We start from the raw sequence: 24,797 nt of genomic DNA on the forward strand, positions 1-24,797 counted from the left end.
CATATTACTCACTGAAAAGATGTGTATCTGATTTGAGTTCCATGTTAGTTATGTGAGTTATTGTCAAATCTGGTGTATGCCCATTAGGCGGCCACTCTGTCTGACTGTTTACTAATTTGTACTCCATCTACAAATTTCACATTATTAATAACCAAAGTTAATAAGTTAAACCCTCTGATTTTAATCCAGCGTTTTTGAGCGACCTCCATCAGTTTAAATACCATGGCCAAAGTGGTGTCTCTAGAGCCGCAGTTTCTAGACTTATGAGTTCTCAAGCGTACTGTGGAGAAGGCTGATTCAATAGGATTAGTTGTCCGTATGTGGATCCAGTGCTCTGCTGGAAAGTCATAGAAAGCCAGCAGCTCCTCTTTGTCTTTGACAAGGCACTCCATGGCCTTTGGGTATTTAGCACTGTAGAGCGCAACTGTATTATCAAACGCCTTATAGGCATCTTCTCGCTTTTCAGCCATCCAAATCTCATGTAGCGAGGCTTTTACCTTAGGCTGCATAGACTTGGGAAGTTTGTTCAACACATTAGCTGTTTTGTGCACCCAGCATCGTTGATGCCGGGTTTCTGGATAAACCTTGCTTATCGCTCCCCAAAACCCTAAGGCACCATCCCCAATCGCTAATTTAGGCGCTGTAGGAAGACCGCGTTGACGTAAGTTTAACAGCACTTCTTCCCAGCTAGCCGTTGATTCCCGATAGCCATCACAAACGGCAACAAGTTCCTTTAATCCGCTCTCGGTGACACCAATAATCACTAGAAGGCACAGTTTATCATCCATACGAACCTTGCTGTAAATACCATCTGCCCACCAATAAACATAGCGTTTGCTCCTTAAATCCTGGCGCTGCCACTCCTTGTGCTCATCAAGCCATTTTTCCTTTAAGCGGGATACTGTATTGGCCGATAAACCTCGCGCACTCTCTCCAACCAATGCCGATAAGGCATCCGTATAATCACCCGTGGATAACCCCTTTAAATACAGCCAGGGAATGAGTTCTTCCAGGCTTTTAGTACGTCTTAAATAAGGCGGCAATAGCTGGCTGTTGAAGTGAATGCCTGAGCCACTGCGGTCCCTTACCTTAGGTACCTGAACTTCCACCTCGCCGATTCCTGTCTGAATCTGGCGAGAAGGCAGATAACCATTCCTAACCACTGAAGGACGGCCATCCAGTAAACGCACTTCAGAATAGGCTGACAGCATCTCGGATAACTCCGCTTCTACTGCTTTTCTTATTAATTCCTTGGCTCCTTCCCTTAACACCTCAGTTAACGGGTCTTCTAGACCTCTTTCTCTCTCTGGTGCTGACGCAAGCTTTAGACTACAATCCTTCATGGCGTATCTCCTTTGTTGATTTTTGTTCCCGCTAAGAACAATCAACAGAATACGCCACCTAACTTAACTTGTCATACACCACTTTCGACTATAACTCTAGTTATGTGCTAAATTTCAGCTCTTGTATCAAGGGCCTCAGCTCTATGTTAGCAACAAACATCATTATATGCGTATCGATATGATGCCATCTCTTGTCAAATGTCTTGGACTTATGTTGCTGCTCCCTTCAATAGGGATTGCGAGCATCCTAAGTGATCCGCAAGTTGAGAAACTGCTTTCACGGCATATAGAGGCTAGTGGTGGCAAAAATGCCTTGATGGAAATGCAATCTATCTCACGATACGGGCAGATTTCTTTTGATCAGCAAGGTACTAAAGAAAACTTTTGCTATCACACCGATATTATTTACCCCAATAAATTACGTGAGCAAATAAAAGGCAGACAGATCGAATACGACAGGGGGACTGATGGGGTATCTTTTTGGCTATGGACTGGCAATCAATATGAATTTACTGATGACAAAGCCCTAATTCAATATATGCATCTCACAGCAGAGCGCGCTAATCGTGACTTGCTTTGGATAAGAAACGAGTTCACTAAGTTTAAGATGATGGATTTCCCACCCGCATGGGCACCCGAGAACAGTCAATGTATTCAAGCTAACGAAGGAAATCCGAAGCGAGCGTATTGTTTTGATTTATCAACCGGGTTAGTGAATGCTATCGGCAGTTCTGAAGAGTACCGATTAGAATCCGATTGGCGGGAAGTTGGCAATATCAAGCTTCCATTTCACCTGGCTCATTATCAAAAAGGCGTTATGATTTACGAAATCCAGCTCGATTATGCAAAATTGAATGATTTTATTTTGGACATTCAGTTTCAAAAGCCGTTCACTCCTCAAATGGATTGTTGATCTTTTTGAAGACTACTTTTTAGGAAGTTTATGATTCGGTATCAATGAAACGATGAAGTGCACTTGATAAAGAGATGCCCTAATTAGTGTTTTAGTTGCAAGTGCTAACTTTAAGCCTTTGAGTAGAACGCGTTGAGATTTAGAGATAACTGATTCAGCTGAGAGGCGTGCTGAGGGTATTTAATGGGCTTGCCATTAATGCCTATAAGCAAAATAGCTCGCATCGGACTTAATTCGTATAGTGTGGATTGGTTGTTAATTTAACCTAAACCCCGCGACTATACATGCTACAAAACAACCCTGTATTTTTTGTAAGTGCCTGTTTAAATAGCTCAGTAGTGTACTGAATAATGAATGAGTCTACCCTCCCTTTGTGACAGTACCAACATAGGTTAATGGTTTCGTTAAAGCCTGTCACTTTTAATTTTACCAATTCCGGATCACAATAATGCAAAGGCAGCACACTCCAGCACAAGCCTGTCTTCACTAATTTACCCAATGCCTCGAATGAGTAAAGCTCATGTTCAATCAACAGAGGTAATTCAAAGCTTGTAAAAATTCGGTCCAGTCGGTCGCGTACTGAAAAACCAGGCGGCGAATGCACACAAGGGTATCTGGATAAATCACGCCAGCTAATTTCCTTTATCTTTGCTAAAGGATTTTTAGGCGAGACCACAATACACAATTTCTCTGAGGCAATTACAGTGCATTGAATGGAAGGATCCACAATTAAATCTTCAGTCGCTAACGCAAGATCTAAAATCCCATTGAGCAATGAATTAACTAATTCTGTTTTTGGAAGTTGCCTGATATGAAATCTGGGGTGGATCCCCTGGTCGCTTGATAATAGCTCTATAAATGCGGGTATGAAATCGAGTGCGGGATAGAGAGTAGTTCCCAGCGATACGGATAGGTTAGATAACTGATTTCCTCTTAAATCAGAGTAAGTATTATTTAAGATATTGATTAATTGTCGAGCATAAGGAACAAGTAGTTTAGCTTTAATTGTAGGTAAAACCATATTAGAGCGATTTTCAAATAGTTTTACCCTTAACTCTTTTTCCAGATTGAAAATGCGTTTACTAATAGCAGATTGAGTAACAAAAAGTTTCTTCGCTGCAATTGAATAGGAGCGATATTCATACACCAGCAAAAAGGATTTAAGTTCATTACTATTCATTTAACCCTGCTTCAATCCACTCACGGCTATAGAAAATGTCAAGTCCTATTTTAAGATTAATACTAAAGCCAGACATATACAAAAAGTTATCTCAGTATTCCACCTGCTACTTACACTCATTCTCAAATTTCTGTGTTGATTAAAACTACCTTAATTGAAGAACTCTAAAATTATGGCTTAATTTATTTTATGAGAGAGTCAACATGCCAAGATATACAGCCATACACATCAGACAAGCACAACATTATCGACCACAAAGACTAACCCGGGAAGAGATTGCTCAACGCATTGGTGCTGGCGATTTTTCTCATGAAGCTTTTCTTGATTTTCCAACTGAAGAAGAGGTCAGGGATGTTCTAATCGAATGGACTATGATTCCAGGAATTCAAACTGTAATGGTTCGCTATGAATTACTAAACAATGATGATTATCGAATATTAGGGTTTGCTGATATCGATGATATGCTTCACTATGATTTTGCAGAACCGCCCTGTTTTCCATCGACATACGTGAGGGGTCTGGAAGGCAGAAGGATGCAGCCCAGAAGGCCTGAGTTGCCTGCTGGATTGGTAATCACGCCCACAGCTCCTGTAACGCCCCCTGTACTGCTTAATACTGGGCAAAGCACGCATACGGCGAGTGTCCATAAATCAGTAACTGAGTCTTTACAGCGATTACACCATCGATATTCTCGAATTAATATTGACGCAAATATAAATGCTATTAAAGAATTTGCCAAACGGATTACTGCACTGAATTTTCCCGATACTTCTCAGTTGGAGCGGGAAGCCGCGATTCGTTTTATAGCGCGGATGGATTTACTTTTTAATAATAAAGAGGTGGGTTCCAATTTAACGATCAAGCATATCCTGGCACTCATTTGGGAAGCAGGACATGATCAAAAAACAGATGCTCTGAAGTGCGACATACAGACAGTTGAGGAAAGTTTTATTAAACATCTGTATGAAATACAGAGGGGTTACAATCTGGATTCACAAGGAAGAGATTTAGGCGATAATGATAAACCCATTTGCGTAGGAGGCACTATTAATAAGCTAACTGATACGCTAAATGCAGGGATACATGATGATGTGGAGATTATTTATATTACCCGGGAAACAGCTAGTGAAAAATTAAAAGCCTTAGGAAAAGAAAAAGCGGTTGAATTCGTTATGGGTTCATCGCAAAAAGAATCACTACTGTTCCTAATTGATCAATCCAAAACAGCCGATCAAATTCCAACCTGGGATATACCGGATTTAATCCTGGATTCAATACGGGAGGAGGTAAAGAAATCCTTTGTTGAGGAATTTGAAAGCAGTTTAATGCCTGCAGTGTTAGAAGAGATTTTTTCACAGTTTTCCTATATCTCTTTTGACGAGAAAAATTATAATCAGATGAGAGAAGAGAAATCTGCTGTAGACAAGGTGGTTATAGATGAAAAAGCGGACATTGATGAAGTAGTAATAGGTACCAATGTCAAAAATAGTTCTCAGACAGCTGCTTCAAATAATTCTTCTTCAGCAGAACAACCTGCGAACCAGCGTGTGCGTCTTACTGCAAAAAAGCCATCTCTATCAATTAGCGATAGTGAATTACAATCGCTGGAGAGCAAACCTGTTCAGAGCCGGCAAAAATCTATGGGTATGTTTGGCTTTTTCAGAGGGTTTAATCCTTGTGCCACTACCAGCAGGGATGTGGAATTACCGAGGTTTCGACAAAACTAGATAGGGGCTAATGGATGCTTTAGATGTGTCTTATTGCCAGGTTTAGAAATAGTAGTTCAAACTTAACCTGGCAGTAGCTTTAACCTCGAAATTAAGTTTTCTTGGTTTGCAAGGATTTAAGCATTCCTCTTCATCCAACATGCAATTTCAGTAGCCGGGGTAGATAACGTACCTTATCTACCCAAACAGGGTATAATGAAAAAAGTACTCAGTAGACGGTCTTGAATTTATTGATTGATAAAATGACAAAAATCAAAAGCTTGGGGGTAGATAAGGTACTTCACCCCTCTGGATGTTCATTTAAACCAACTCTTTATCAGCTTGGTAACACTTCCTTTTGCCATCCTGACGCCACTTTTTTTTTAAAGCCTCTGGTGATTCCATGAAAGAAGCGGGCACTCATCATGGGGATTTATTGATTGTGGATGCGAACTTATCGCCTTCGCATAGAAAAATTGTCATCGCGCTATCGATGGGTAGTTAACGCCCAAACGGTTATCTCGAATCCATGGCGAAGTACTGCTCTTACCTGAAAACCTTTCCTTTCCTCCCATCGCTATTACCGACAGTAGGGGTTGGTGATTTGGGTTGTTGTAACGCATGTGATTCACCAGGCAATCTAAGTGGTTACAGTAGTGAACATAACCAGAAAGAACCCATGATGGGAAGAGAAATGCTCTCTCCCAATTAAAAATTTTGCTATAAAGGAATTGCCCTGCAATTTAGGTAACCTTTTCTAAACGGAGATTAAATGAAAAACGGAGTCTTATTTTATATTGAGCATTATTGCAGGTTCATCGGATCCCAAATTGATTATTCGTTCAGTGGCTCTTTATATCACATTGATAGAGAGGAATTTGGGCCCTATAAAACAATGGGGAATAAACAAAATTTGATTTACAATACAATCAATGCCCTGGCAGCTGAGCATGAACACTACGTTTGCATTCGTTTAATGCTTCAATATCATATTGGCGACTGTGGGGATCAATCCGCCTATTTAGCGGCTCTGCTATCCAATACTACTTACTTATCTAAACGCTATAGAGTGTTCTATGCAGCCTATGAAAGCGAACAGGTCAATCACGGCTTTGTACTTATTATTCCACGTTCTAATCAATTACTTCAAAGCGATCCGTTTCAAAATAAGACCAACCCAATGACTGTCGATGCCGAATTGTTTTTAGATAATGAAGACATTATTGTAGCCGATCCATGGCAGAATAAAATTTTTCCCAATGGGATAAACCAATCGAATAATCCCTTTAACTTTACATCTGACATTAGTCTTTCAATGCAACAATGGGTTTTGCAGGAGTTTAAAGTTTCTAACTATTTCCAGCAGCTTCAATTGCATTGCCTAGATTCTCTGATAGAAGGTTTTGACTGTCTTGATAGAACAGTGAGGCTAGAAATTAGAGATACTGTCAATTATCAAAAGGCCTTAATCGATTCAGCGGCACGACTCGATCAAATTGAATTGACAAGAATATTGCTATGTAATATTCCATTTATACCCCTCTCCACAACTCTTGATGATGTGTTAAAGCAAGCAAAATCCACCGCGATACTGGCGGATAACTTTACCGGACTGGAGCTCATAAACGCCTACATCGCTCAAAGAGAATTGGAAAAAACAAGCAAACACAATAAGGCGCGAATGAGATTCTTTGATGAAGCCATTGTGGATGAAGATCCGCTCTGTATCAACACGTCAGGCGAAACGATATCGCTAATAAAAAATTGAGATAAAGGTGGGTATCAATTGAATTAACAACGAATAGCATTTTCTCTTTCGTCAGTCTTAACGCCAATCCCGACTACACGGGGCAGTTATTCTTTAGGCGGGCAGGATAGTAATACCAGGAGCCGATGAAGAAATCGTTTTGTATGGGAAGAATGTAAAGTTTTCGGCAGGCATAACGGCCCGTAAGGTGATTTTTCCTAAAGCGGGCGTTAAGCCATCCGCCTCCGGCCTTGGCTTTTGCAATCTCCTCTTGAACGACTAAAACGCCCAAATCATCTTTATACAACCATTGATTAGTTCCTATCATTTCGGGATGAATAGGGGAGGCGAGCACTGTACCATCCAGTTCAATGGCAAAAATCTGACTTGAATTTTTTTGAAACGCATTCAACGCCGCCTTTTTCCCCTTTGTCTCGATTAATATCCTGGCTTTTGTCACACGGTTGATGACCTTTTTCTCTTCAATGGTTAAAGATTCCATCGCGAATGCATTCATAGCCGGGAAAGTCGCGAGTAAGAAATAAAAAGTATAAGGCCATTTGCTAAAACTCATTCGATTGCTCGCTCATTAGAATGCGGTTTGTTAACATCACCGGATAATGTTGTAAGCCAGTTCCACCGCCCGGCAAGTGGTCGGAGTCACTGGAGACCATTGACCAATAGTCTACGCTATCCGACCGGGGCTTGGAACATGGAAACTAGTTCCTTAGGTTCTTCAGACTCTATCATTCCAGGAATCACCAAACCGTTTTCTTAAATAGGCCTGGTGCTCAATATCCGTTTCCTTGGTTAATGCCAGACGCATATATTCAAGTCTTCCCACACAAAACTGAACACGATTTAAACTTAAAACCCCGTCGGTGAATTGTTCGATTGCAGGGATTAATTCGTCTATATAAAACACATTGGGAGGTTTGGCGCTTTTAAATACGGCTTCCCGCTAAAAACGACGATATTATGAACATGATGAGGCTCTATAAAATCAAGCGCTTTCTGAATTGCGTTCACGTGTTTATAATTCTGACGGAGGGGATTTTGAAATCTGAATTTATCGTAATAAAGGGATTGAGACCAGCTTCTGGCGTTTTCTTTCGCGAATATCCACCCCTTGTAATGCTTGGTTTCTATAACGAAAATACCTTTTGGGGTGATTAGAATATGATCGATTTGAGTTTGAAAACAATTCACGCAGAGAGATATCGCCACAGGAGGCTGTCAAGAAAGAATGATAGTAGTCATTTTTTGCAATAACGACAGGAATTTGCTGACAGCCATGGGTTTGAAGCAGAGCGATGGTGTCAGGCTCACGAAATAGGGCAGGCGGTGTTTGTTTCAAATAGAAGATCCCTTGCGATGTGGTTATTTTAGTCACTATCGAATGAGCGGGTTCAGCTGCTTTTTCTAGTGCAATTACCTTGCAATGACGAGATCTCAAATAATCAGTTGCCCATTGAATCGCTGCGTTATCGTTATTCAAGTGCGTATATCCTGTGATTCAATAATTAGGAATTAGTATAGGATGATCCTCTATTATAGTGACAATGCTTAATCGGAAATAAATCTTAATTAGGGGTTACACAGCATCGAAGAGTCTTCCAACCTTCTGAGCAGGGACAGACTTTGATTGCATCCTTGCGGTGAGTTCACCATAAAGCGTTTATCGCGCGTCAATGGAAAGGGCCATTGCAACTTAAACCATTATTGCTTGGAAAGTAAACGATACCGCAAGGTGTCGGTGCTAGCATTCAACAGAATGTAGAGTTGGCCATTGAAGAGCAGGGTTCTATGGATGAAAAATTTGCTACAATCGCTTTCTTTTTTGGGCAAGCTTGCATGTCAAAATCGATAGTTCTAGCCGCCATTCGAACCACCGGTTTAAAAATAACCCAAGACCGTATTATTGAGATTGCATTAAGCCGATATCACCCCGATGGGGAAAGAGAGTGTTGCAGCATAATCATTCCCTCCTTTTCACCCGAAACAGGGTTCGCACTCAGTGAGGCACAATCCATCGCTGATTGGTGCGCAGGCAGCATTCTGTTGGCATGGAATGTACGTCTAACCCATAGTTTCTTGAAAAACACCCTGCAAGGACAGGGATTAGCCATTCAGTGTAAGCAGCTCAATTTAAAGAGCAGCTACCGCTTTATAATCAAAAACTACGACGAAAAAAACGCATTGTCGGGTATCAACTCAAGACCAATGTTTTGGGTTATCTGACGCTGCACATTCACACGCAAATGGTCATGGAGGATACCGAAGAAGAGACTGTACTGGATGCATTTACCAGTGTCCATGCCGCCAAGCGCCACCTGGAACAATTAATAAAAAACTATCAATTATGTCCCAAGCTTTGTGGACTGGAAAAAACAAACAGTGTTTGTTTTTCATTTCAGTTGGGCCGCTGTCTTGGGGCTTGCAATGAAGAGGAGGGGGCCTTGTCCTATAATAAACGAGTTCATGAGGCGCTTACTCTCTTTAAAAACGCAACCTGGCCTTATCCTGGCAGCATTGCGATTAAAGAACAACACCTGAAGCGCACAAGTTGGCTTTTGTTTAATCAGTGGCGCTATCTGGGAACCTTCGATAATGAGCAGGACTTAAACGCTTTCACAGGGAACTTGCACGCAGTCTATTGGGATAGGGATACGTATCGAATTTTAAAGCAGTTTTTAAAGGAAGAACGGCCCCAGGATGAAGTAGTGGTTCTATAGGGGTTAAACTAAGCATTTATTAGGGTGACGTTTAAGAGTAGTAATCCACATCCTTGTGGAGGGCATCTTCCTGATGCCGAGACAAATTCCGTTTATGACGTCCATCGCAACCACCGTTTCAGTCTTCAAATGTATACCGCCTTCGAATAATTAATTAAGAAATAGCGATTATTCACAGAATAAGGTAACCTAATGCTCAACAACATCACAACCCTGCTGACACCCCCGACACACGGACCTTATCAAAGCTATCCTTCTTATCCGAAATCCTCCCCGCCAACTGTAACTTACCCGCCTCTTTAGCAAGCTTAATCCCCTCTATACAAGCGGCATCAGCTTCTTCGCTTCGTTTCAATTTATTGTAACAGGACGCCAATGTTGAGTAGCAAATTGCACGCTCGTCTTTGGCCTGTCCAGGAAAATAGCTTATTAAATACAATAATTGATACACCGCGACGACATAAGCTTCCGCCTGATAATTTCTTACTGCCTTGTCATAAATAAATTTAAAATCAAATTTACCAAGATTCATAGAATCATTAAATTTATTCTGCGTACGCTTCAATAATTCAGTATGCTCTTTATTGTTGTTAAGTGGATAAAATAGCGAAAGAGCCTTTTCAAATGCATTAATACTTTCAGGAATCAGATTCTTCTTCGCATTACAAGACCCTAGCACCGAATAGCAATACCCTAATTCCAAATCGGATCCCTTGTTTTGCTCATAGCTTTCTTTTGCAGCCACACAATAGTTGAATGCCGTTTGGTAATCCTCCAGCTTATAATGAGCCACTGCTTTATCATATAACTCACGCGGTTTCAGCGAAAAAAATCCTGACTGAACTTTCTTCGGTGCCTCCTCCTGTGAAAGACTGGCTTGATACAATAGATGGCTAAGACCTGCAAAGGCGGATTCTTTATTCATTCTTGCCAGGTTCAGTTTGGCGAAATTCTCCTGAATCGTTTTTTGAGCCAGTTTAAGATCCATATCCCGGACAGTATGGTCCAGTGTGCTATAAAAAGAAGCCCATTCCTCGTTAATCGATTCAATGAAAAGCTGCTTATACTGTTCAATGAAGGAGGACCAATCGACCGCCTTGCCTTCTGAGTGATAACCAAGCAAAATGCTGGCCCTGTTGCAAAGCGAATGCCAGGCAGGGGAGTGCACTAAAGGATCTCCCTGTGAAGGCGCTGCATTAATCTGACAGGATTGCTGCCACTCTTCCAGGCTAAGGGTATCAAAATCCTCACGAATTTCCTGCAGTTTGCTGAAAAACTCCTTCAATACGCTGTAGAGCATTGTTTCCAGTTTTGAACTATAGCGGCGTTCTTTCGAATGCCTTTCGGTCTGCTCGTTTCTTAGCTGACGAAGAAAATTTATTTTTTCTTCATTTGTCCCCTTGAGCCAATTCTGCACTAAAGAATCCAGTGATTGGTTGCTTAATAAAGTTAATATATTGGGATCTTTGGCTTGTAAAATCATTTCCGAGCTGCCCGGTTCTCCCTGCCTTGCAGAGCGCCCATCCCCTTGTTCCTGTACTCTGGAATCCTCAGGATGAAAGGTGAAAATAAAATGCAATCCGCCGGCTGCCTTACTTCCGGGAGACAGGATAATATCAGTTCCTCTTCCTGCAATATTGGTGGCAATCGTCACCATCCTTTCCTGTCCGGCTCGCGCAATAATGTACTCGCCCGATTCCCGCTGGGTTTCATTTAACAACTGGCTGTTAATGCCTTTTTCAGCAAGATATGCATTAAATCGTTCGGTTTCAGCGATACTTTCAAAAAGCACCAGCACTGGCCTGTTAAGCGCCTGCATTTCCTGAATGCGTTGATATATAGCCAGGTACTGATTAGGGATATCATCGAGAATTCTGGGAGGCAATGTCTTTCGCTGGCAGGGAAAATGCGGCGGGACATCGAAACTCTTTATTTTATAAATATCCTGAACTTCCTCCCGCTCAATTTTCTCTCCCATTGTTCCTGTTAAACCAAAGAGCAATTGATACTCATTAAACATGGAAGGATGGGAAATGGACGCCACCATGAGGGACTGAGGCGTTATTTTCAGTTGATGCCTGGCTTGCAGCATTTGATGGATACCATGCTGCCACTGGCATCCTTCACTAATACTTCCGGTATTGGAATAATCAACAATGCGAATGTCATCCGCCTGAATAATATAATCTCTCCCTTCTTTCTTGTAGTAATAAGCAATTTGCGCGCTTTTAATCCATCGGCTGAGGGCAGTATCCGATAGCGAGCGTAACTCCTTCAGAAACGCGGGACTGTTAAACTCCATACCCAGTTGATTTCTTAGTTTTGAAATATGTTCTGGAGTAATTCGGCCTGCTTTCACAGTTTCTATAGTGAATTTCAGGATTGGCGCGTAAATCCAGGTTAAATCGTCTTTTCCAGGATAGGAAATACGGGCAGCACCGGTTGTATTCAGCAGGAGATTATCCACCTCGTCAACCACCGCAGCGTCGTGGGTGCGAGGGACAAGCTCTCCATTTAGATTGTAAGAAAACCGTAACTTTTCCTTATTCAGACCGTCTCTTAATTGTGCAAATTCATAATCCCAATTTGTACCAAACAAAACCTGTGCATGGAAATGCGCTTGCTTCTGCTCGACACGGCTGATGTGTGAGCTGGATATTCCCAGGGCTTCAAAAAACTCTGCATACTTTCTGTAATCGCGGATTGCCAGCACCGAAGAAGACGTGATGACATCGACAAAATGCCCCTGTCCCGCCAGAAAGGCAACCAACATGGCAGAGATAGTCGACTTGCCCTCGCCCGTTCTGATTTGGGCAATCCAACCCTTGATATCCGTCTCTTCCTGACCTATTAAAGCCAATAGGGCCATGATTTGAGTATCGTAAGGGGATATTTTAAAAAAGCGGCGCAGGGTTTCGATAATTACAGCAATCATTATTTGCTTGGCTTCATTATCCTGTTGCTCACGAAATCGTTTTGCCGCTTCGAGAAATGAAGTTTTCAAAGCATTCTGGCTCAATTCCTGAAGTGTTTTTGCCTTTGCCCTGATCCCAAGATATTCCGGTTTAAAACGCTGTAGGACTGCCGCGGGCAAGGGGTTTGCCGTAAACTCATCAGCCGTTGCAAAGCGCTCCAAAACTGTATCGATATCGCGGTTGGGATAACGCTTTTCCAGATAAAGACCATATTCTGACTGCAGAGCCTTGCGCAGTGCCTGTAGATCAGGCAGGTGGCTCTTAAGCAGAGAAGAAATTCCTTTGACATCCTGCAGATTAATCAGTAATTGCATGACAGCAAGGTAATCGGCAATTCGGCGTTCGCTATCTGGCACTTCTGCCTCTAATAATTTTCGATACAGTTCAAGGCCATAAACTGATTTAAAATAGGAAGCCAGGGTGATAAGCTGCGCCAATTCCTTCACAGCCAAAGGCTGCTCAAAACATTGAAAAACAAGCTCCTGTAATAAAAATTTCTCGGCTGTCTTATCCTGGCTGGCATTTAAATGATTGCAAAACTGATTCCATTGCTGCCAGGAGGGCGCTGTATGGAAATTCTTGAAAAAAATTTCTGCTTTCTTTTGATGCGAAAAATAATCCACTTCATCCAGGACTGCCTCTTTTTGACTTTGAAAAGTTGCCGATTGATACGATTCAGGGGTTCTCATTATTATTTTCTCTTAAAACATTAGCTTGGGACGTTTGTTTTTGACTGTTCAGCTGATGGCTGCATCGGCTTATGAAGGCTTTTATAAAAACTGTGCATCATTAAACCTTCCTTCACTTTAGACACTGCATGGTATTGGCTAAGCGCGCGATTTAACTCGTCATTACGCTCCTTAGGTAAATGAGCAAAACTTGCAGGGCTTATACTTTTATCCCTCGCTTGCACCAGTGCCCTGACAATTCTAAAATGCCCTTTACCCAGAGCCGTTTGTGCAGGCGTTAAACCATCAGCATTGATGGAGTTTAAATCAGCTCCATGCTTTATCAATGCCAGCACTGCAGGCATTTTTCCATTCTGGCAAGCGAGGTGTAATGCAGTGCCATTGCCGCTTGCTGGTTGATTCAGATTTGCACCCGCTTTAGCCAGCAATTCAATCAAACCCACATGATTAAGTTGGGCAGCATAGTGAATCGGCGCATACCCAAGCCGATCAGTATCATTGAGAACAAGATCCCCACCTTTGAGCAACAGCGCAGCAGCGTCCCTGGCATCGTTAATACAGGCCAAGTGCAAAGCAGATCGCCCATTCTTATCCAGGACATTGAGATCCACATCGTCCAGAATCAGCTCTGCCAATGCATTTTTGTTATTTTTTGTTACAGCTGCATGCAAAAGCGATCGATTGCGTTCTTTTCTATGATAAAGCGGGATTAATTTAACAAAATCCAGCATTTCCTGATTCTTCGAATAAATGGCATACTCGCATACCCCAAAGCCATGCTTATCCTCTTTTTCAAGGTCAGCTTTTAACTCGAGCAGACAAAGTACGGCTTTAACATGTCCATTCAAAGCAGCCAGATGCAAAGCGGTTCGCCTCGCACTTTTTTCAAGTTTTTTAGTCTCCTCAGGTGTCTCGGGTCGATTTAAATCAAAGCCCTGCCTCGCCAGATACACAATACTTTTTACTTTTCCAAGCATCGCCGCATAATGAAGGGCGTTGTTTCCGGATTGATCAACAGAGGAAATGCTATGTCCCGACTCACAAAGGTATCGCAAGACAGGCAGCGATTCCTTGGCAGCAGCTAACATCATTGGCGTTATGCCCAGACGGTTGCTCTGATTGGGTGTTTTCATCAGAGGAAGAAGCGTTAATGCGGCGGCCTCAGAGGGCTTCTCAAGGGCATAATGCAAGGCACTATTACCTTTTAAATCAACCTGATCAACTCTTGCCCCTTCTTTTAGCAGCAGGTTCATTAAGGCGACATTGCCGGTGGCTGCTGCAAACATCAGGGCAGTCTGCCCTTTATGATTGGGGCGGTTAACCGCATAATAGGGCAGCAACTGTTTCACCAGTTCATACTTGTTGGCCTTTATGGCTTCATGCAAACCATTATGATCCGATGTTTCAGCACTACGGCAAACCGCATCCATTTTGGTAAAGAGCAAGCTATGTGACTTTGCTGAAGCTAACTGCAGCATACTCAGGCCGCGGATTTTGTCGGAAATTAAATCGGCAATGCGGTCAGGAAAATACTTGACCAGGACATCAAAGCGGTAGCATGCCGTTGCGTCATCATTTGCATTGATAATCGCCCGTAATACATTTTTATCTCCTTTAAACAAACCAGGAGAGACTCCATCCTTTTTTAAGGCGGCCAACAATTTTTCCAAAGAGGAATCAAGATTACCCAGGGCCAAGCCTTCTTCACCTGCCTGAAGTGAAGCCAGATGATAGGTATTTGCGATAAGATGTTGCAGTAAAGAAGCCCCTTTTGTGGACTTGAAAGCCGTCAACAGAATTTTTTCTTTGTTAAATAATGACAATGCTTTATCAAATTGCAGTTTTTGTAGATGCAGTTTGAATTTTTTTATAACCTTCCTCCCCTTTTTATCAAGAACAGGGGTAGGAAGCGGCTTGCTGGGAGCTGAGGAGGGCTGAACTGGAGCTCCTTTTGATTTAGCAGCCTCTCGAGAGGGGGATTGACGCTTTTCATATTTACTGAGCAGCTTACGAATATCAGCAGACACTTCTTCCAATACAAACAAGTCTTTCGGCCATTCACTCGGCAGGCTTAATTTAAACAAACGTTTAAGGAGCGCAGCATCGTCCAGTTTTACAGCCAAATGAAAAGCCGTTTGCTGCCTGCTGTTAACACTTGCAAATTGACAAGCCCTTTCCTTTAACAAGGGTAAAATACGATGGGCGCCAGTCTTTATCGCGATGTGGACTGGATAGTTTCTCTCAGTATCCAGCGGCTGATCGATATCTTTGCAGTATCTGAAAACCAAAGAAGCTATTTTTTCATCATTACTTTCAATTGCCGCAGCTATTAAAAGAGACGTCTGAATAGAGTTCTTTTGACCTTTTTTGAATAAATATTCCAGGCAGGAAAATGCTCTATTTTGAATTGCCTTCAAACTCAAAGCGGTCATATCATTGTCTTCTTGCAGATTATCCCGCAAATAACCAATTTCATCAGCCATTACTGCACAATCAAGCAGAGTCAGCGATGAAGAGGTTTTATAGGCAACACCTTTTTCAAGCAAAGCATAAACAATGAGAAAATGGCCAAACTGCGCCGCTATCGCTGTTAAGCTATTGCCTTCATACATCTCCCTGAAATTTACATTCTTTCGAAGCAACTGCCTGACGCGTGCATAATCCCCATTGCGCACCAGAAAATACAGACTTGAAAAGCCATTTCTGTCTTTGGCGTGATAGTCTTCACCGCGCCTGAACAAGATATCGCTAACGGCAGGCAGCGCATACTGAATAGCTAATTGTGAAGCAGTCTGTTTTTTATGATTAGGCTGGTTAACAGCTGCCCGCTCAGCAAGCCATTGGGCTGTTTCAAGCTGTCCCGCCTTAATAGCTAGGATTAATGGGGTTTCTCCTTCCAGGTTTTGGGCATCGATTAAAGCGCCTTTTCCAATGAGAAACTGAACTGCAGCCAACTGTTCTGCCTGTGCCGCAAGATGCAAGGCTGTTTTTTTAGACTCCAAAGGCATATCCACGGCTAAATCCGGGTTAGCCGCTAACATGATTTGAAGCAGTTCTACTTCACCCTGAGACGCCGCACAATGAAACGCGGTGTAGCCATCGGATTTTCTGCGGATGTCCGGCCGGGCTTTTCGGCGAACCAACTCTTTGGCTGCTTCTATTTCACCGCCTTGAATGGCCAGGTGTAAACTGGTCATACGGCTGTCAATCATTTGATTGAGATCCAGTCCAGGGACATGCTCCATCATCCATAATGCAAGCGATCTGAAATTTTTCTGGAACGCCATGAACAAGGGAAATAGACCATTTGGAAGCGCATAGTTAAAATCGGCTCCTGCGAGCTGCAATGCTTCCATTACCTCTTGTTTACCATGCTGCACAGCCAGCATGAGCGGTGTCAGTCCACGTTTGTTTTTGGCGTTCACCAGATCAGGAGCAATGCCAAGCATTAACCGCAGCGCTTCTACATGACCCGATTGTGCTGCCATGTGCACCGGCAAATTACCTGCTTTATCCGCCAGTCGAAGCACTTCTATACCGTTTGCCTGGAATATAGTTTTTAAAATAGCGGGATTTAAGGACGCTGCCGCATAGTGCATCAGGGTGGCGCAATTGCTGTCAACAATTGTTTTTAAGCTTTCCTGACTTAAATGCACAGCCTGGGCGGCATCATTATTTATGCGATTAATCGCCTCCACGGCCAGAGTATCCAGTGCCTCATTTTCCTCTGAATCAGCGAGCACCAGTTCAGAATCTTTGGCTCTTAATCGATAAGCAATATAGCTTTGCCCTTGGAACTGAAAGCTGACTTTGTCCTGTCTGCCCGCTTTAAAAGCGGCAGACAGTGACTCTGCAAATAATTCCCCATGCAGCAGCGGGGCAGCTTTTATATTGGGAAGCTCGGGAGCACAGCCGCCGAAATATTTTCGTGTTAAATCCGAGCTGGTGAAAGAGACGAAGCTGTGGGTGTATTGCTTACTGACAGGATTTTCTGCAATTTCCTTGTGAGAAAGCAGGCAATCAATGAGATGCTGTATATTCTGCAGATAACTGGTAAGTCGTTTTATTTCATGGGCGAAATAATACCCCAACTGTCCTAATGCCTCCTGATAACAAGCACTGATAACGTCTTCGGCTACCGCCGCTTCGATATTTTTAGCCTGTTCCTGGTTAAGGTTTGTATAATGCTGTTTGCATTTTATTATTTCCTCATCATACTTTTCTTTTAATTTTTCGCTGTCTTCTTTAATGAATTTTTCAACTTGTGGGTTAATTAGTGCTGCCAGCTCGGTTTTTCTGGTGCGCAATAATTGTATAGCCTCTTCAGGATTTGGGCTTGTCCCCGGAACTGTTTCGCTCGCTTCAAGTTTAACCTGCTCAATCGACTGTCGAATCCCTTCAATCCGGTCGTTCTCCCCTTTAATGAACGCCGTAATTTGAACCTCATTAGCTGCACGGAGATGCACCGGTACAGCGTCGAACTGAGCCTTTTTGTTGGCTTCGATTTTTTTTATTGCTTCCTCAAGCTGCTTGATAATAAGATCTTTAAGCGCTGTGATTTGTTGGGAAAAAGCTTCTGCAGCCTGTTTCTCATGACGCTCTTTATTTGCCAGCAATCCAGCCTCATAGGCTTTTGACAGCTCTGCGAGATCATCGGCTAAACTCGACTCGCTTTTCTGTTTAATTTCAGAAATAGCAGCTTGTTTCGTAGTGTCCAGATTTTGTTGGATAGCCTTGAAATTATCGCGTATGCTCGCCCGCAATGAGATTAGTTTTCCCTCTTTGTCTTTTACCAGAGCGTCTTCCGGAATTACCGCAAGAATTCCGTCCTGTGCTTTCCGAGGATCTTTTTTCCATTCAGCCTCTAATATTGCCTGCTTTTGAGTAATGGCGCCTATGACATATTCAATCCGCGAGGCCAATGCTTTTTCTTTGGCCATCGCTTGCTGTTCCCTGGTCAAGCCGGCGGCCATTTTGTTAGCGGCTTTTTCAATGATGCTGTGCAATTGGCGAATATTATTCACTAAGTAATCACTCGCGGCTTTTGTGATTCGCTCACTCTCATCTTCATTGATCTCAACTGCTTCACCCTGCGGAAGCTTAGGGCTCAGTTTTTCCTTAATCAGCGAAATAACACTTGCCTGCATTTTCTCGGCAATGCCATTGGGAAGCGCCTCTGCTTTTTTAAATCTAAAAAGCTCGGAAAATAATTGATCGCTTTGCTCACGCCCCTCTGTCTGCCTGAAGCGCTCAAGTATCTCATTAAACTGAATGCTCAAAGGATAGGTCTGAAAATGACGAACTGGAATTGGCGGTAAAGATTTGGGGAAATGGGGATGAATAGCTGCCTCTTTTAAAGGCGGAAGCTGAGGAAGCTTGCCCATCTTCTCGAAGGTTACATAAAGATATGACAGTACAGTGATTATCCCTAAACGCTTGAATAGCTCTTTACAGAACTGCAGTTGCGGCATTTTTTCAGCCACTTCCTGGGCAAACAATTCATAGCAGCGTAAATTGCTCTCATATTCCGGGGGATATTTTCCATGTTCCAATAAATAGGAATCGACATATTGCTTATAGTCCGGCATTAATTCAACACTGTACTCAATCCTTATATCGGGATGGGGAAGCAGTATATTGTCAATCGTTTCGATTTTTGGAAGTATGGAAATAATGCGAAATGAGGTCATGAAAGGCTGCTGATAAGCAGAATCGCTTGATTTATATTGTACTCCATAACGGCTTTCCAACTCGCGCAATGAAATATAAGCAAGGCCCGGCATCTTCTCTTTGCAGTATTTCTTAAGGTCAATCATGTTGGCTCTTAAAAAAGCATCATCACAATTTTCCTGCTCATGCCATCGCTCTAAAAACGCCTCATCAAAAATGCCGCCATTTAAATAGCCTTTCAGCCAGAAATCCAGGAATCCAATGAGCCTGCCGACAGATGTGTCTTGTAATGCCTTAGGCAAAACGGGATAGTTAAAACCCTTTTGATTAATATGCAAACTAAAAATCGGCAGGGTCTTTTCTTTGTGATAGGCATTGTAAAGTTCATGCTGAACCTGATTAAACCACTCATCAGAAACAGACATTTTGTCCTCGGGAAAGCACAGATAGAAATGATCGGTAACTGCATGCGCCTCACTGTTGAGGAGGTTCTCAATGAGGGATACCTCAGAAGCGACACCGCCAATTTCCCCGGATGCCTCCATTTGAGAATAGACTCTGTTGACTATATTATACGCGTTAAAGCTACTGACCAGATTGGTTGCCATAAGCACATGCGAAAAATCAGCCAAGCCGGATGTTTGAAAATAAGCGCTATTCCAGGAAGACGTTGATAAAGAAACTTCACGGTAAATCGCCGACTCAATCGATGGCGACATGAAGCCGTAGCGCAGCTGAAATTCCCTGACCGCCTGTTGTTGCGCACTCCAGGTCATCATTGAAAGATTATTAAATGCGAAATAACGCGGCTGATAAGATAAATTAAACTGGTTACTTGTGCAGATGAATTGCTGGAAAGAGGTATTTTTAGAATGTAGGTTAGTCGCCTGATAACGGGCGGTGTTCGTTGACGCCTGTTGCTGTGCTGCCTGCTTTTGCTCTGCTTTTGGCGATGCAGGCATATTTCGGCCGTTTAACCAGCCAAATGTGGCATGGCAAACATTCCGGGTAACTTCGCCTAGCGGCTTAACGATTGGAGCAACCGCATCAGATGCTAATTTTGCCCCGGTTAATCCCCCAATTATGGCGCCGGCTCCTTTAACATAGGGATTGGGTACAGGCCCGCCAGCGGCAAGACCACCAACAGCTGCTCCGCGCACTAACCCCCATGTCACGACCCCCGCACCAGCCCCCACTTCGACAACATTCTTGAGTCCATTGCAAACCAGGCTTTCACCAAAACCGTATTCGGTATCTTTAGCAGCATCCGATACAACCGTTGCCGCTCTTGAAATTTTTCCTACATAAGGAATACTTTCTCCAACAGCTTTGGCACTTCGGTTAACCTGCCTTGCAGAATCTGCAATGACATCAGCGGCTTTTCCAAGATTTTCACGTAAAGGGGTTTGGTTATCGTCTTTTTCTTTCTTTTCATTCATGGTGGGCTGACTCTTTTAAAGTACTGAGGTGTGAATTTACTTTGCAACGGATCTTTAGGGAAGGATTATTTTAAACCAGGGTGCGATAAAAAAATACCGTAGAACTACGGGGTTGACTATCCTTCAGACCTGCAAAATTATGGGCTACTGCGAAAGCTTCCGGAATCATGGTGTCAACGAGCATGGTAAGTATAGCCCCTGCGGCAACCGCGATGGTGGCAGCAATGACTTGAGGGGAAATGTTGGAAAATCGTATAGCCCAGAAAAGCTGGCAAAACGACGTAGTTTACCGCCAAAACTCAAAACTAATCTCGATGATATCCCTAACTCGCCTGAAGTGTATCTTTTCTATGGTGAGCCACGTATTACTGGATTTTCAGCCCGAAGGAGCGAAGCTTTCCTACCAACTCGGGGGACAGGATTTTCTTAATCTGGCGAATGTGGCAGGGGATGCGAGCAGGGCGTTTATTGAGGCCCTAAAGCAAAATCATGTGCAGCGTTCTGTCAGATCTAGTTTGAACTACTACAATACAGATAGTTGTAATACTACCAAACAACAGGAATTATCAAATAGTCTACAAAAAAGCCTTCCTGGCAGCTTAACCTTTTTCGAAGCGAAAACATCATTTTGGAATGCTTACCAAAATGACGCTAAAAATCCTGTCGATCCTACTCATCATCCTGACTCACTTAAGACTTTACGTTATCAAATGAACAAATTTGATCAGCTTCCAGAAGGTAATCCCATAGCAGGTAATATTGATGAGCTACGAGCATTTATAAAAACTTTTTATTTTAGTGGTTGTTATACTCACATGTGGCAAAGTTTAGATGTAGAAGGTAAAGAGCAATTTCTAAAATATTTTTATTCTCTTTTAATGGCCTATTTGACTGGAATCACCCCAGTGAATGCCAGAACTATGCTCCATCTCTATGAGAACAATAAGATTATTGAACATCATGGTCTGGTCTCTGTAAGCTATGATGAAGTAACTCACAGGTTCCAATTATTATTCTCATCTGGCGAAACTTTAAATGCTGCAACTCTAATTGACGCAACTGGATATCGTTACAAACCGGACCCTAATAGTGTCAAGCCCATGTTATTAGACAAGCTGGCAAAAAGCGGATTAATAAGTACCAAGACTAATGGTGGCATTCATGTAACGGATCATTATCAAGTCATCGATGTACATGGAAAGGTACATCAGAATCTGGTGTGTGTGGGTCCCGTAGCACATTACAATCATCCTGTGCCTACTCCTCATTCGTCATTCATGGTTGAACATGATTTAAATTTGGTGATGGATCATTTTGCTCCTATGCTTTTGCCAGAAACCGCTAGTGAGGGCAGGGAAGAGCTGGCAAGAGGGTTTGTGATGTAACACCGGGGTATTTTAAGACTCTCCCCGGATGTTTTCAATGAAACGCTCCAGGTTTTCTATAATAGATAACAGGTTCTCATTTAACTTGCTAACTTCTTTGTCGGATAAATTACCAGTAGACAAATTCTGCATCAACATTCCCTGTGTTTCTAATTTACGGCAAGCGTATTTGGCTTTTTCAGTAAGAAAAAAATGGTAGCAGCGCTTGTCAGATTCACTTCGTACCCGTGTAATAAGCTGGTCTCTTTCCATCTTATCAAGTATACCTACTACGGTAGGTTGTTTCAGTCCGGCGCTTTTTGTAAGCTCCATTTGCGTTTGGCCGTCCCGCTCCCACAAGCGAACCAGAAAAATAGTCTGACTGTAGGTCACACCCAGCTCTTCAAGGTTGAGATTGGAAACACGTTCAAATAAGCGGGCTGCTTTTTTAATCAAGACACCAGTATGTTCATTTAAGTTAAATGTCATGGATTGTTCCTTTTTTCATTATTATATAGCCCCCTATATATATTGACAAATATTATATTCTGTCACTATCATGGCGACACTTTTTTAATTATAAAGGGATTTAATGATGTTCAAAAAAAGCTACAGCCTATTCCTTGCTTTATCGATTTTCAATAGCTTCACTTATTCCTCTTCTATCAATTCCACGTTAGCTGTTGTGGAGGAAAATGCCGATCGTATCAGTTTTTATAATCCTGAGACTAGTGCAAGAAAAGGGAGTCTGAAACTTGCCTTCCTTCCTCATGAGATTGCTGTTACAAAAGATGGAAAAACGGCTTATGTCAGCAATTTTGGTATTAGGGACTACGACAGCGGCTCTGGCATACCCGGTGTGTCCATTTCTGTTATCGATTTATTAAATCAAGTTGAGAAATATCGTTTATTTACTTTTCAGTCACTAGAAAATAAGGACTATTCAGACATCGATAGCGCGCCTCATGGTGTGAAGTTAAGACCTCCTTTTGAAAAACAGCTTTATGTTAATGTGGAAAAGGGTGGGAAGATCCTTGTCTTTGACATCGATACCAAAACGATTGTGAAAAAAATTGCGGTTAGTCCAAATACGCATAATCTGTTCTTTTCTAATGATGGAAAAACATTGTGGTTAATGGCCGGTAAAGACGGTGTCATTCGAATCGATCCTGATTCAGGAGTGATTACGGGAAGCCTCACGTTGCCCTCAGCTGTAAGGGGCTTAAAATACACGCCAGATAATCGTTCTTTGATGGTATCCGCAGTCAATCAAATCGTATTCATCGATCCAGAGACCCTTGCCATCCAAAAACAATTCACTAATTTGAATTTAGGACCGATTCTTTACTCAGATATTACGCCGGATCAGAAGTATGTATTAGCACCTGCTCCCTTTGATCACCAGGTTGCTGTGATTGATGTTCATTCAGGTCAGGTTATAAAACGTTTAGTCACCGGGTTAAATCCGATTAACGTTTTGATTGATCCAGAAGGTTTATATGCTTATGTATCTAATGCAACCGACAAGCATTTATCTAAGATAAATTTACATAGTTTTGAGCTCAGCTCTATTGCAACCCATGCTGGACCCAATGGTTTGGCATTCGTCCCTGAATGTAACCCAGGTTCACACAAACAACTGCGTATGGGGGTTGCTTTACCATTGACAGGAGAGGATGGTGCTAAAGGGCGTGAAATGCTAAGAGGATATGAATATTGGAAAAGTACAGTTATCCAAAGCGGCGGGCTGTTAATTGACAATCAGGTTTATGATCCCGATATTGTTTATCTGGACACTGAATCCAGGAAAGATAAACTCATAAGCCTAACTCAGGAACTGCTCAATCAATATCGAATACAAATTTTGTTATCTACCTATGGTATTGATAACTACAATCTCGAAAAAGAAATAGCAGAAGCAAACCAAATTATTCTAACCCCAGCAGCCGAAGAATCAATTTGGAGAGCTGATAATATAGCTCGAGGTTATGATTATTTTGTAACAACAAACCTTTATGAGAAAGGCTATATTACACAATACAATTTTAAACCTACTTCCTGGTCAGCAATGGCATCCGTCATCGGTTTGAAATTCCAAAATGCATCTCAAACAGCCAATACTCTGGATTATCAACAAATAACCACTTTGTTAAATGAGGGTGAGTTTCACCTCTTTTACCCCTAAACCTCATACAAATGGATAAGCTCAGCTATAAAATTAAGGATTTAAATTATGTTTCTCCACCCTAGGTTGCTGTTTATAATATTTATTTTATTGCTGTGTACTGAAGTACTAGCACATAATGAAGAATATGTCTTTGATCCCAATGATCCCCATCACAGTCTTTATATTCCTGATGCAACGATGCGCTCACCTGCTATTTTATTGTTGCACGCGAGTACCGGTATTGAAAAAGTGAATTATGATTGGGCCACCCGATTAAAAGAGCATGGGTACGTAGTTTATATGATAGACAGTTTTAAACCCAGAGGTTGGGAAGACCGTCGCTCAGTAGGCTGGGAAAGAGCAACGCAAGCGCAGCTTGATGATATCGTTCCTGCCTACGAATATCTTAAGCAGCTTCCTTCAGTTGATCCTGCCCGGATAGGGCTTTTAGGATTCTCCATGGGAGGCTTTGATGTATTGAAAATCATGGCATTATCACAACAAGATCCGAAACCTTATCAAAAGCTTCCTTTTAAAGCAGCGGCTTCGTTTTATGGCGTATGTCATCGTCTTGAAGACGGAACAAAACTAAGGGCAATCACCAAAATATTTATTGGAGAAAATGATGATCGCGCAACCACCAAAGATTGCATTCAGCTAGTCGAGCAAAGTTCTGATAGTCATCAAAATGTTTCCATAAAAATTTATAAAAACGCATTGCATGGGTTTGATAACTTTGAGTTTCCAGCTTCAAAAGAGATCATTGACGAAAAAGGAGAACGTTATCACATTGGTTTTAACGAAACAGCAAGAGCACAGGCATTGAAAGATTTACCCGAGTTTTTTGATGACTATTTAAAATAACCCAT

17 protein-coding genes and 1 pseudogene are annotated in these 24,797 nt (G+C 42.3%); 9 read left to right on the plus strand and 9 right to left on the minus strand.

Features of this window, described 5'->3' with window-relative positions; genetic code table 11:
* Positions 1-83: 83 nt before the first annotated feature.
* The gene (locus DYH61_RS07385; protein ID WP_058506442.1) at positions 84-1,343 is read right to left on the minus strand and encodes an IS256 family transposase; all 1,260 of its coding nucleotides are present in this window, start codon (positions 1,341-1,343) and stop codon (positions 84-86) included.
* 166 nt (positions 1,344-1,509) lie between these two features.
* Between DYH61_RS07385 and DYH61_RS07390 the strand changes: the two genes are divergently transcribed.
* Positions 1,510-2,256 (plus strand): hypothetical protein, encoded by a 747-nt coding sequence (locus tag DYH61_RS07390; RefSeq protein WP_058506441.1) that lies wholly within the window; start codon positions 1,510-1,512, stop codon positions 2,254-2,256.
* Between the two features lie 265 nt (positions 2,257-2,521).
* Here the strand turns inward: DYH61_RS07390 and DYH61_RS07395 are convergent, their stop codons facing one another.
* Positions 2,522-3,436, minus strand: a complete 915-nt coding sequence (locus DYH61_RS07395) for a LysR family transcriptional regulator (RefSeq protein WP_058506440.1) — start codon at positions 3,434-3,436, stop codon at positions 2,522-2,524.
* A 203-nt stretch (positions 3,437-3,639) separates the two neighbouring features.
* Between DYH61_RS07395 and DYH61_RS07400 the strand changes: the two genes are divergently transcribed.
* The 3 genes and pseudogenes from DYH61_RS07400 (at position 3,640) to DYH61_RS07410 (ending at position 6,910) form a co-directional block, all read left to right on the plus strand.
* Positions 3,640-5,163: a hypothetical protein gene (locus tag DYH61_RS07400; protein ID WP_058506439.1), complete on the plus strand. Its 1,524-nt coding sequence runs from the start codon at positions 3,640-3,642 to the stop codon at positions 5,161-5,163.
* Positions 5,164-5,527: 364 nt separating this feature from the next.
* A pseudogene (locus DYH61_RS15845) lies at positions 5,528-5,647 on the plus strand (S24 family peptidase); the annotation flags it as partial.
* Positions 5,648-5,914: 267 nt separating this feature from the next.
* Complete coding sequence (locus DYH61_RS07410; RefSeq protein WP_058506438.1) at positions 5,915-6,910, plus strand: hypothetical protein; 996 nt, start codon at positions 5,915-5,917, stop codon at positions 6,908-6,910.
* Between the two features lie 73 nt (positions 6,911-6,983).
* Here the strand turns inward: DYH61_RS07410 and DYH61_RS07415 are convergent, their stop codons facing one another.
* From DYH61_RS07415 to DYH61_RS07425, 4 genes are all read right to left on the minus strand, one after another.
* A complete protein-coding gene (locus tag DYH61_RS07415; protein WP_058506437.1) occupies positions 6,984-7,463 on the minus strand; it encodes a cache domain-containing protein in 480 nt (159 codons plus the stop codon).
* 162 nt (positions 7,464-7,625) lie between these two features.
* Positions 7,626-7,814: a hypothetical protein gene (locus tag DYH61_RS15850; RefSeq protein WP_234999884.1), complete on the minus strand. Its 189-nt coding sequence runs from the start codon at positions 7,812-7,814 to the stop codon at positions 7,626-7,628.
* Complete coding sequence (locus DYH61_RS15855; protein WP_256595724.1) at positions 7,802-8,077, minus strand: nuclease-related domain-containing protein; 276 nt, start codon at positions 8,075-8,077, stop codon at positions 7,802-7,804. The genes DYH61_RS15850 and DYH61_RS15855 overlap by 13 nt, the downstream gene beginning before the upstream one ends.
* Positions 7,959-8,387 (minus strand): hypothetical protein, encoded by a 429-nt coding sequence (locus DYH61_RS07425; RefSeq protein WP_234999886.1) that lies wholly within the window; start codon positions 8,385-8,387, stop codon positions 7,959-7,961. The genes DYH61_RS15855 and DYH61_RS07425 overlap by 119 nt, the downstream gene beginning before the upstream one ends.
* A gap of 308 nt (positions 8,388-8,695) precedes the next feature.
* On the opposite strand from DYH61_RS07425, the gene DYH61_RS07430 reads away from it, so the two are divergent.
* Both DYH61_RS07430 and DYH61_RS07435 read left to right on the plus strand, forming a co-directional pair.
* The gene (locus tag DYH61_RS07430) at positions 8,696-9,130 is read left to right on the plus strand and encodes a PolC-type DNA polymerase III domain-containing protein (protein ID WP_058506436.1); all 435 of its coding nucleotides are present in this window, start codon (positions 8,696-8,698) and stop codon (positions 9,128-9,130) included.
* Positions 9,131-9,156: 26 nt separating this feature from the next.
* Entirely contained in the window at positions 9,157-9,624 is a 468-nt protein-coding gene (locus tag DYH61_RS07435; protein WP_058506435.1) for a hypothetical protein, read from the plus strand.
* A gap of 205 nt (positions 9,625-9,829) precedes the next feature.
* On the opposite strand, the gene DYH61_RS07440 is transcribed toward DYH61_RS07435, so the two are convergent.
* Together DYH61_RS07440 and DYH61_RS07445 are read right to left on the minus strand one after the other, a co-directional pair.
* Positions 9,830-13,288 carry a preprotein translocase subunit SecA gene (locus tag DYH61_RS07440; RefSeq protein ID WP_058506434.1) on the minus strand — a complete coding sequence of 1,153 codons (3,459 nt, stop codon included), beginning with the start codon at positions 13,286-13,288 and terminating at the stop codon, positions 9,830-9,832.
* Between the two features lie 20 nt (positions 13,289-13,308).
* On the minus strand, positions 13,309-20,397 hold the full coding sequence (locus DYH61_RS07445) for an ankyrin repeat domain-containing protein (RefSeq protein ID WP_058506433.1): 7,089 nt from the start codon (positions 20,395-20,397) through the stop codon (positions 13,309-13,311).
* Positions 20,398-20,636: 239 nt separating this feature from the next.
* Here DYH61_RS07445 and DYH61_RS07455 point away from each other — a divergent pair, with 239 nt between their 5' ends.
* Complete coding sequence (locus tag DYH61_RS07455) at positions 20,637-21,782, plus strand: FAD/NAD(P)-binding protein (protein WP_103989420.1); 1,146 nt, start codon at positions 20,637-20,639, stop codon at positions 21,780-21,782.
* A 12-nt stretch (positions 21,783-21,794) separates the two neighbouring features.
* On the opposite strand, the gene DYH61_RS07460 is transcribed toward DYH61_RS07455, so the two are convergent.
* Positions 21,795-22,250: a MarR family winged helix-turn-helix transcriptional regulator gene (locus tag DYH61_RS07460; RefSeq protein WP_058506431.1), complete on the minus strand. Its 456-nt coding sequence runs from the start codon at positions 22,248-22,250 to the stop codon at positions 21,795-21,797.
* A 103-nt stretch (positions 22,251-22,353) separates the two neighbouring features.
* On the opposite strand from DYH61_RS07460, the gene DYH61_RS07465 reads away from it, so the two are divergent.
* Entirely contained in the window at positions 22,354-23,946 is a 1,593-nt protein-coding gene (locus DYH61_RS07465; RefSeq protein ID WP_133129135.1) for a hypothetical protein, read from the plus strand.
* Positions 23,947-23,994: 48 nt separating this feature from the next.
* Positions 23,995-24,792, plus strand: coding sequence for a dienelactone hydrolase family protein (locus DYH61_RS07470; protein ID WP_058506429.1), 798 nt, complete (start codon positions 23,995-23,997; stop codon positions 24,790-24,792).
* Positions 24,793-24,797: the final 5 nt, after the last annotated feature.

This window comes from Legionella quinlivanii (assembly GCF_900461555.1).
Taxonomy (GTDB): Bacteria; Pseudomonadota; Gammaproteobacteria; order Legionellales; family Legionellaceae; genus Legionella_C; species Legionella_C quinlivanii.

Bases quoted from the DNA above. Each gene is read 5' to 3' on its own strand.
- DYH61_RS07435 (WP_058506435.1), top strand. From the start codon at position 9,157: ATGGAGGATACCGAAGAAGAGACTGTACTGGATGCATTTACCAGTGTC.
- DYH61_RS07415 (WP_058506437.1), bottom strand. From the start codon at position 7,463: ATGAGTTTTAGCAAATGGCCTTATACTTTTTATTTCTTACTCGCGACT.
- DYH61_RS07460 (WP_058506431.1), bottom strand. From the start codon at position 22,250: ATGACATTTAACTTAAATGAACATACTGGTGTCTTGATTAAAAAAGCA.
- DYH61_RS07385 (WP_058506442.1), bottom strand. From the start codon at position 1,343: ATGAAGGATTGTAGTCTAAAGCTTGCGTCAGCACCAGAGAGAGAAAGA.
- DYH61_RS07395 (WP_058506440.1), bottom strand. From the start codon at position 3,436: ATGAATAGTAATGAACTTAAATCCTTTTTGCTGGTGTATGAATATCGC.
- DYH61_RS07445 (WP_058506433.1), bottom strand. From the start codon at position 20,397: ATGAATGAAAAGAAAGAAAAAGACGATAACCAAACCCCTTTACGTGAA.
- DYH61_RS07440 (WP_058506434.1), bottom strand. From the start codon at position 13,288: ATGAGAACCCCTGAATCGTATCAATCGGCAACTTTTCAAAGTCAAAAA.
- DYH61_RS07470 (WP_058506429.1), top strand. From the start codon at position 23,995: ATGTTTCTCCACCCTAGGTTGCTGTTTATAATATTTATTTTATTGCTG.
- DYH61_RS07390 (WP_058506441.1), top strand. From the start codon at position 1,510: ATGCGTATCGATATGATGCCATCTCTTGTCAAATGTCTTGGACTTATG.
- DYH61_RS07455 (WP_103989420.1), top strand. From the start codon at position 20,637: ATGTTGGAAAATCGTATAGCCCAGAAAAGCTGGCAAAACGACGTAGTT.
- DYH61_RS07430 (WP_058506436.1), top strand. From the start codon at position 8,696: ATGGATGAAAAATTTGCTACAATCGCTTTCTTTTTTGGGCAAGCTTGC.
- DYH61_RS07410 (WP_058506438.1), top strand. From the start codon at position 5,915: ATGAAAAACGGAGTCTTATTTTATATTGAGCATTATTGCAGGTTCATC.
- DYH61_RS07400 (WP_058506439.1), top strand. From the start codon at position 3,640: ATGCCAAGATATACAGCCATACACATCAGACAAGCACAACATTATCGA.
- DYH61_RS07465 (WP_133129135.1), top strand. From the start codon at position 22,354: ATGATGTTCAAAAAAAGCTACAGCCTATTCCTTGCTTTATCGATTTTC.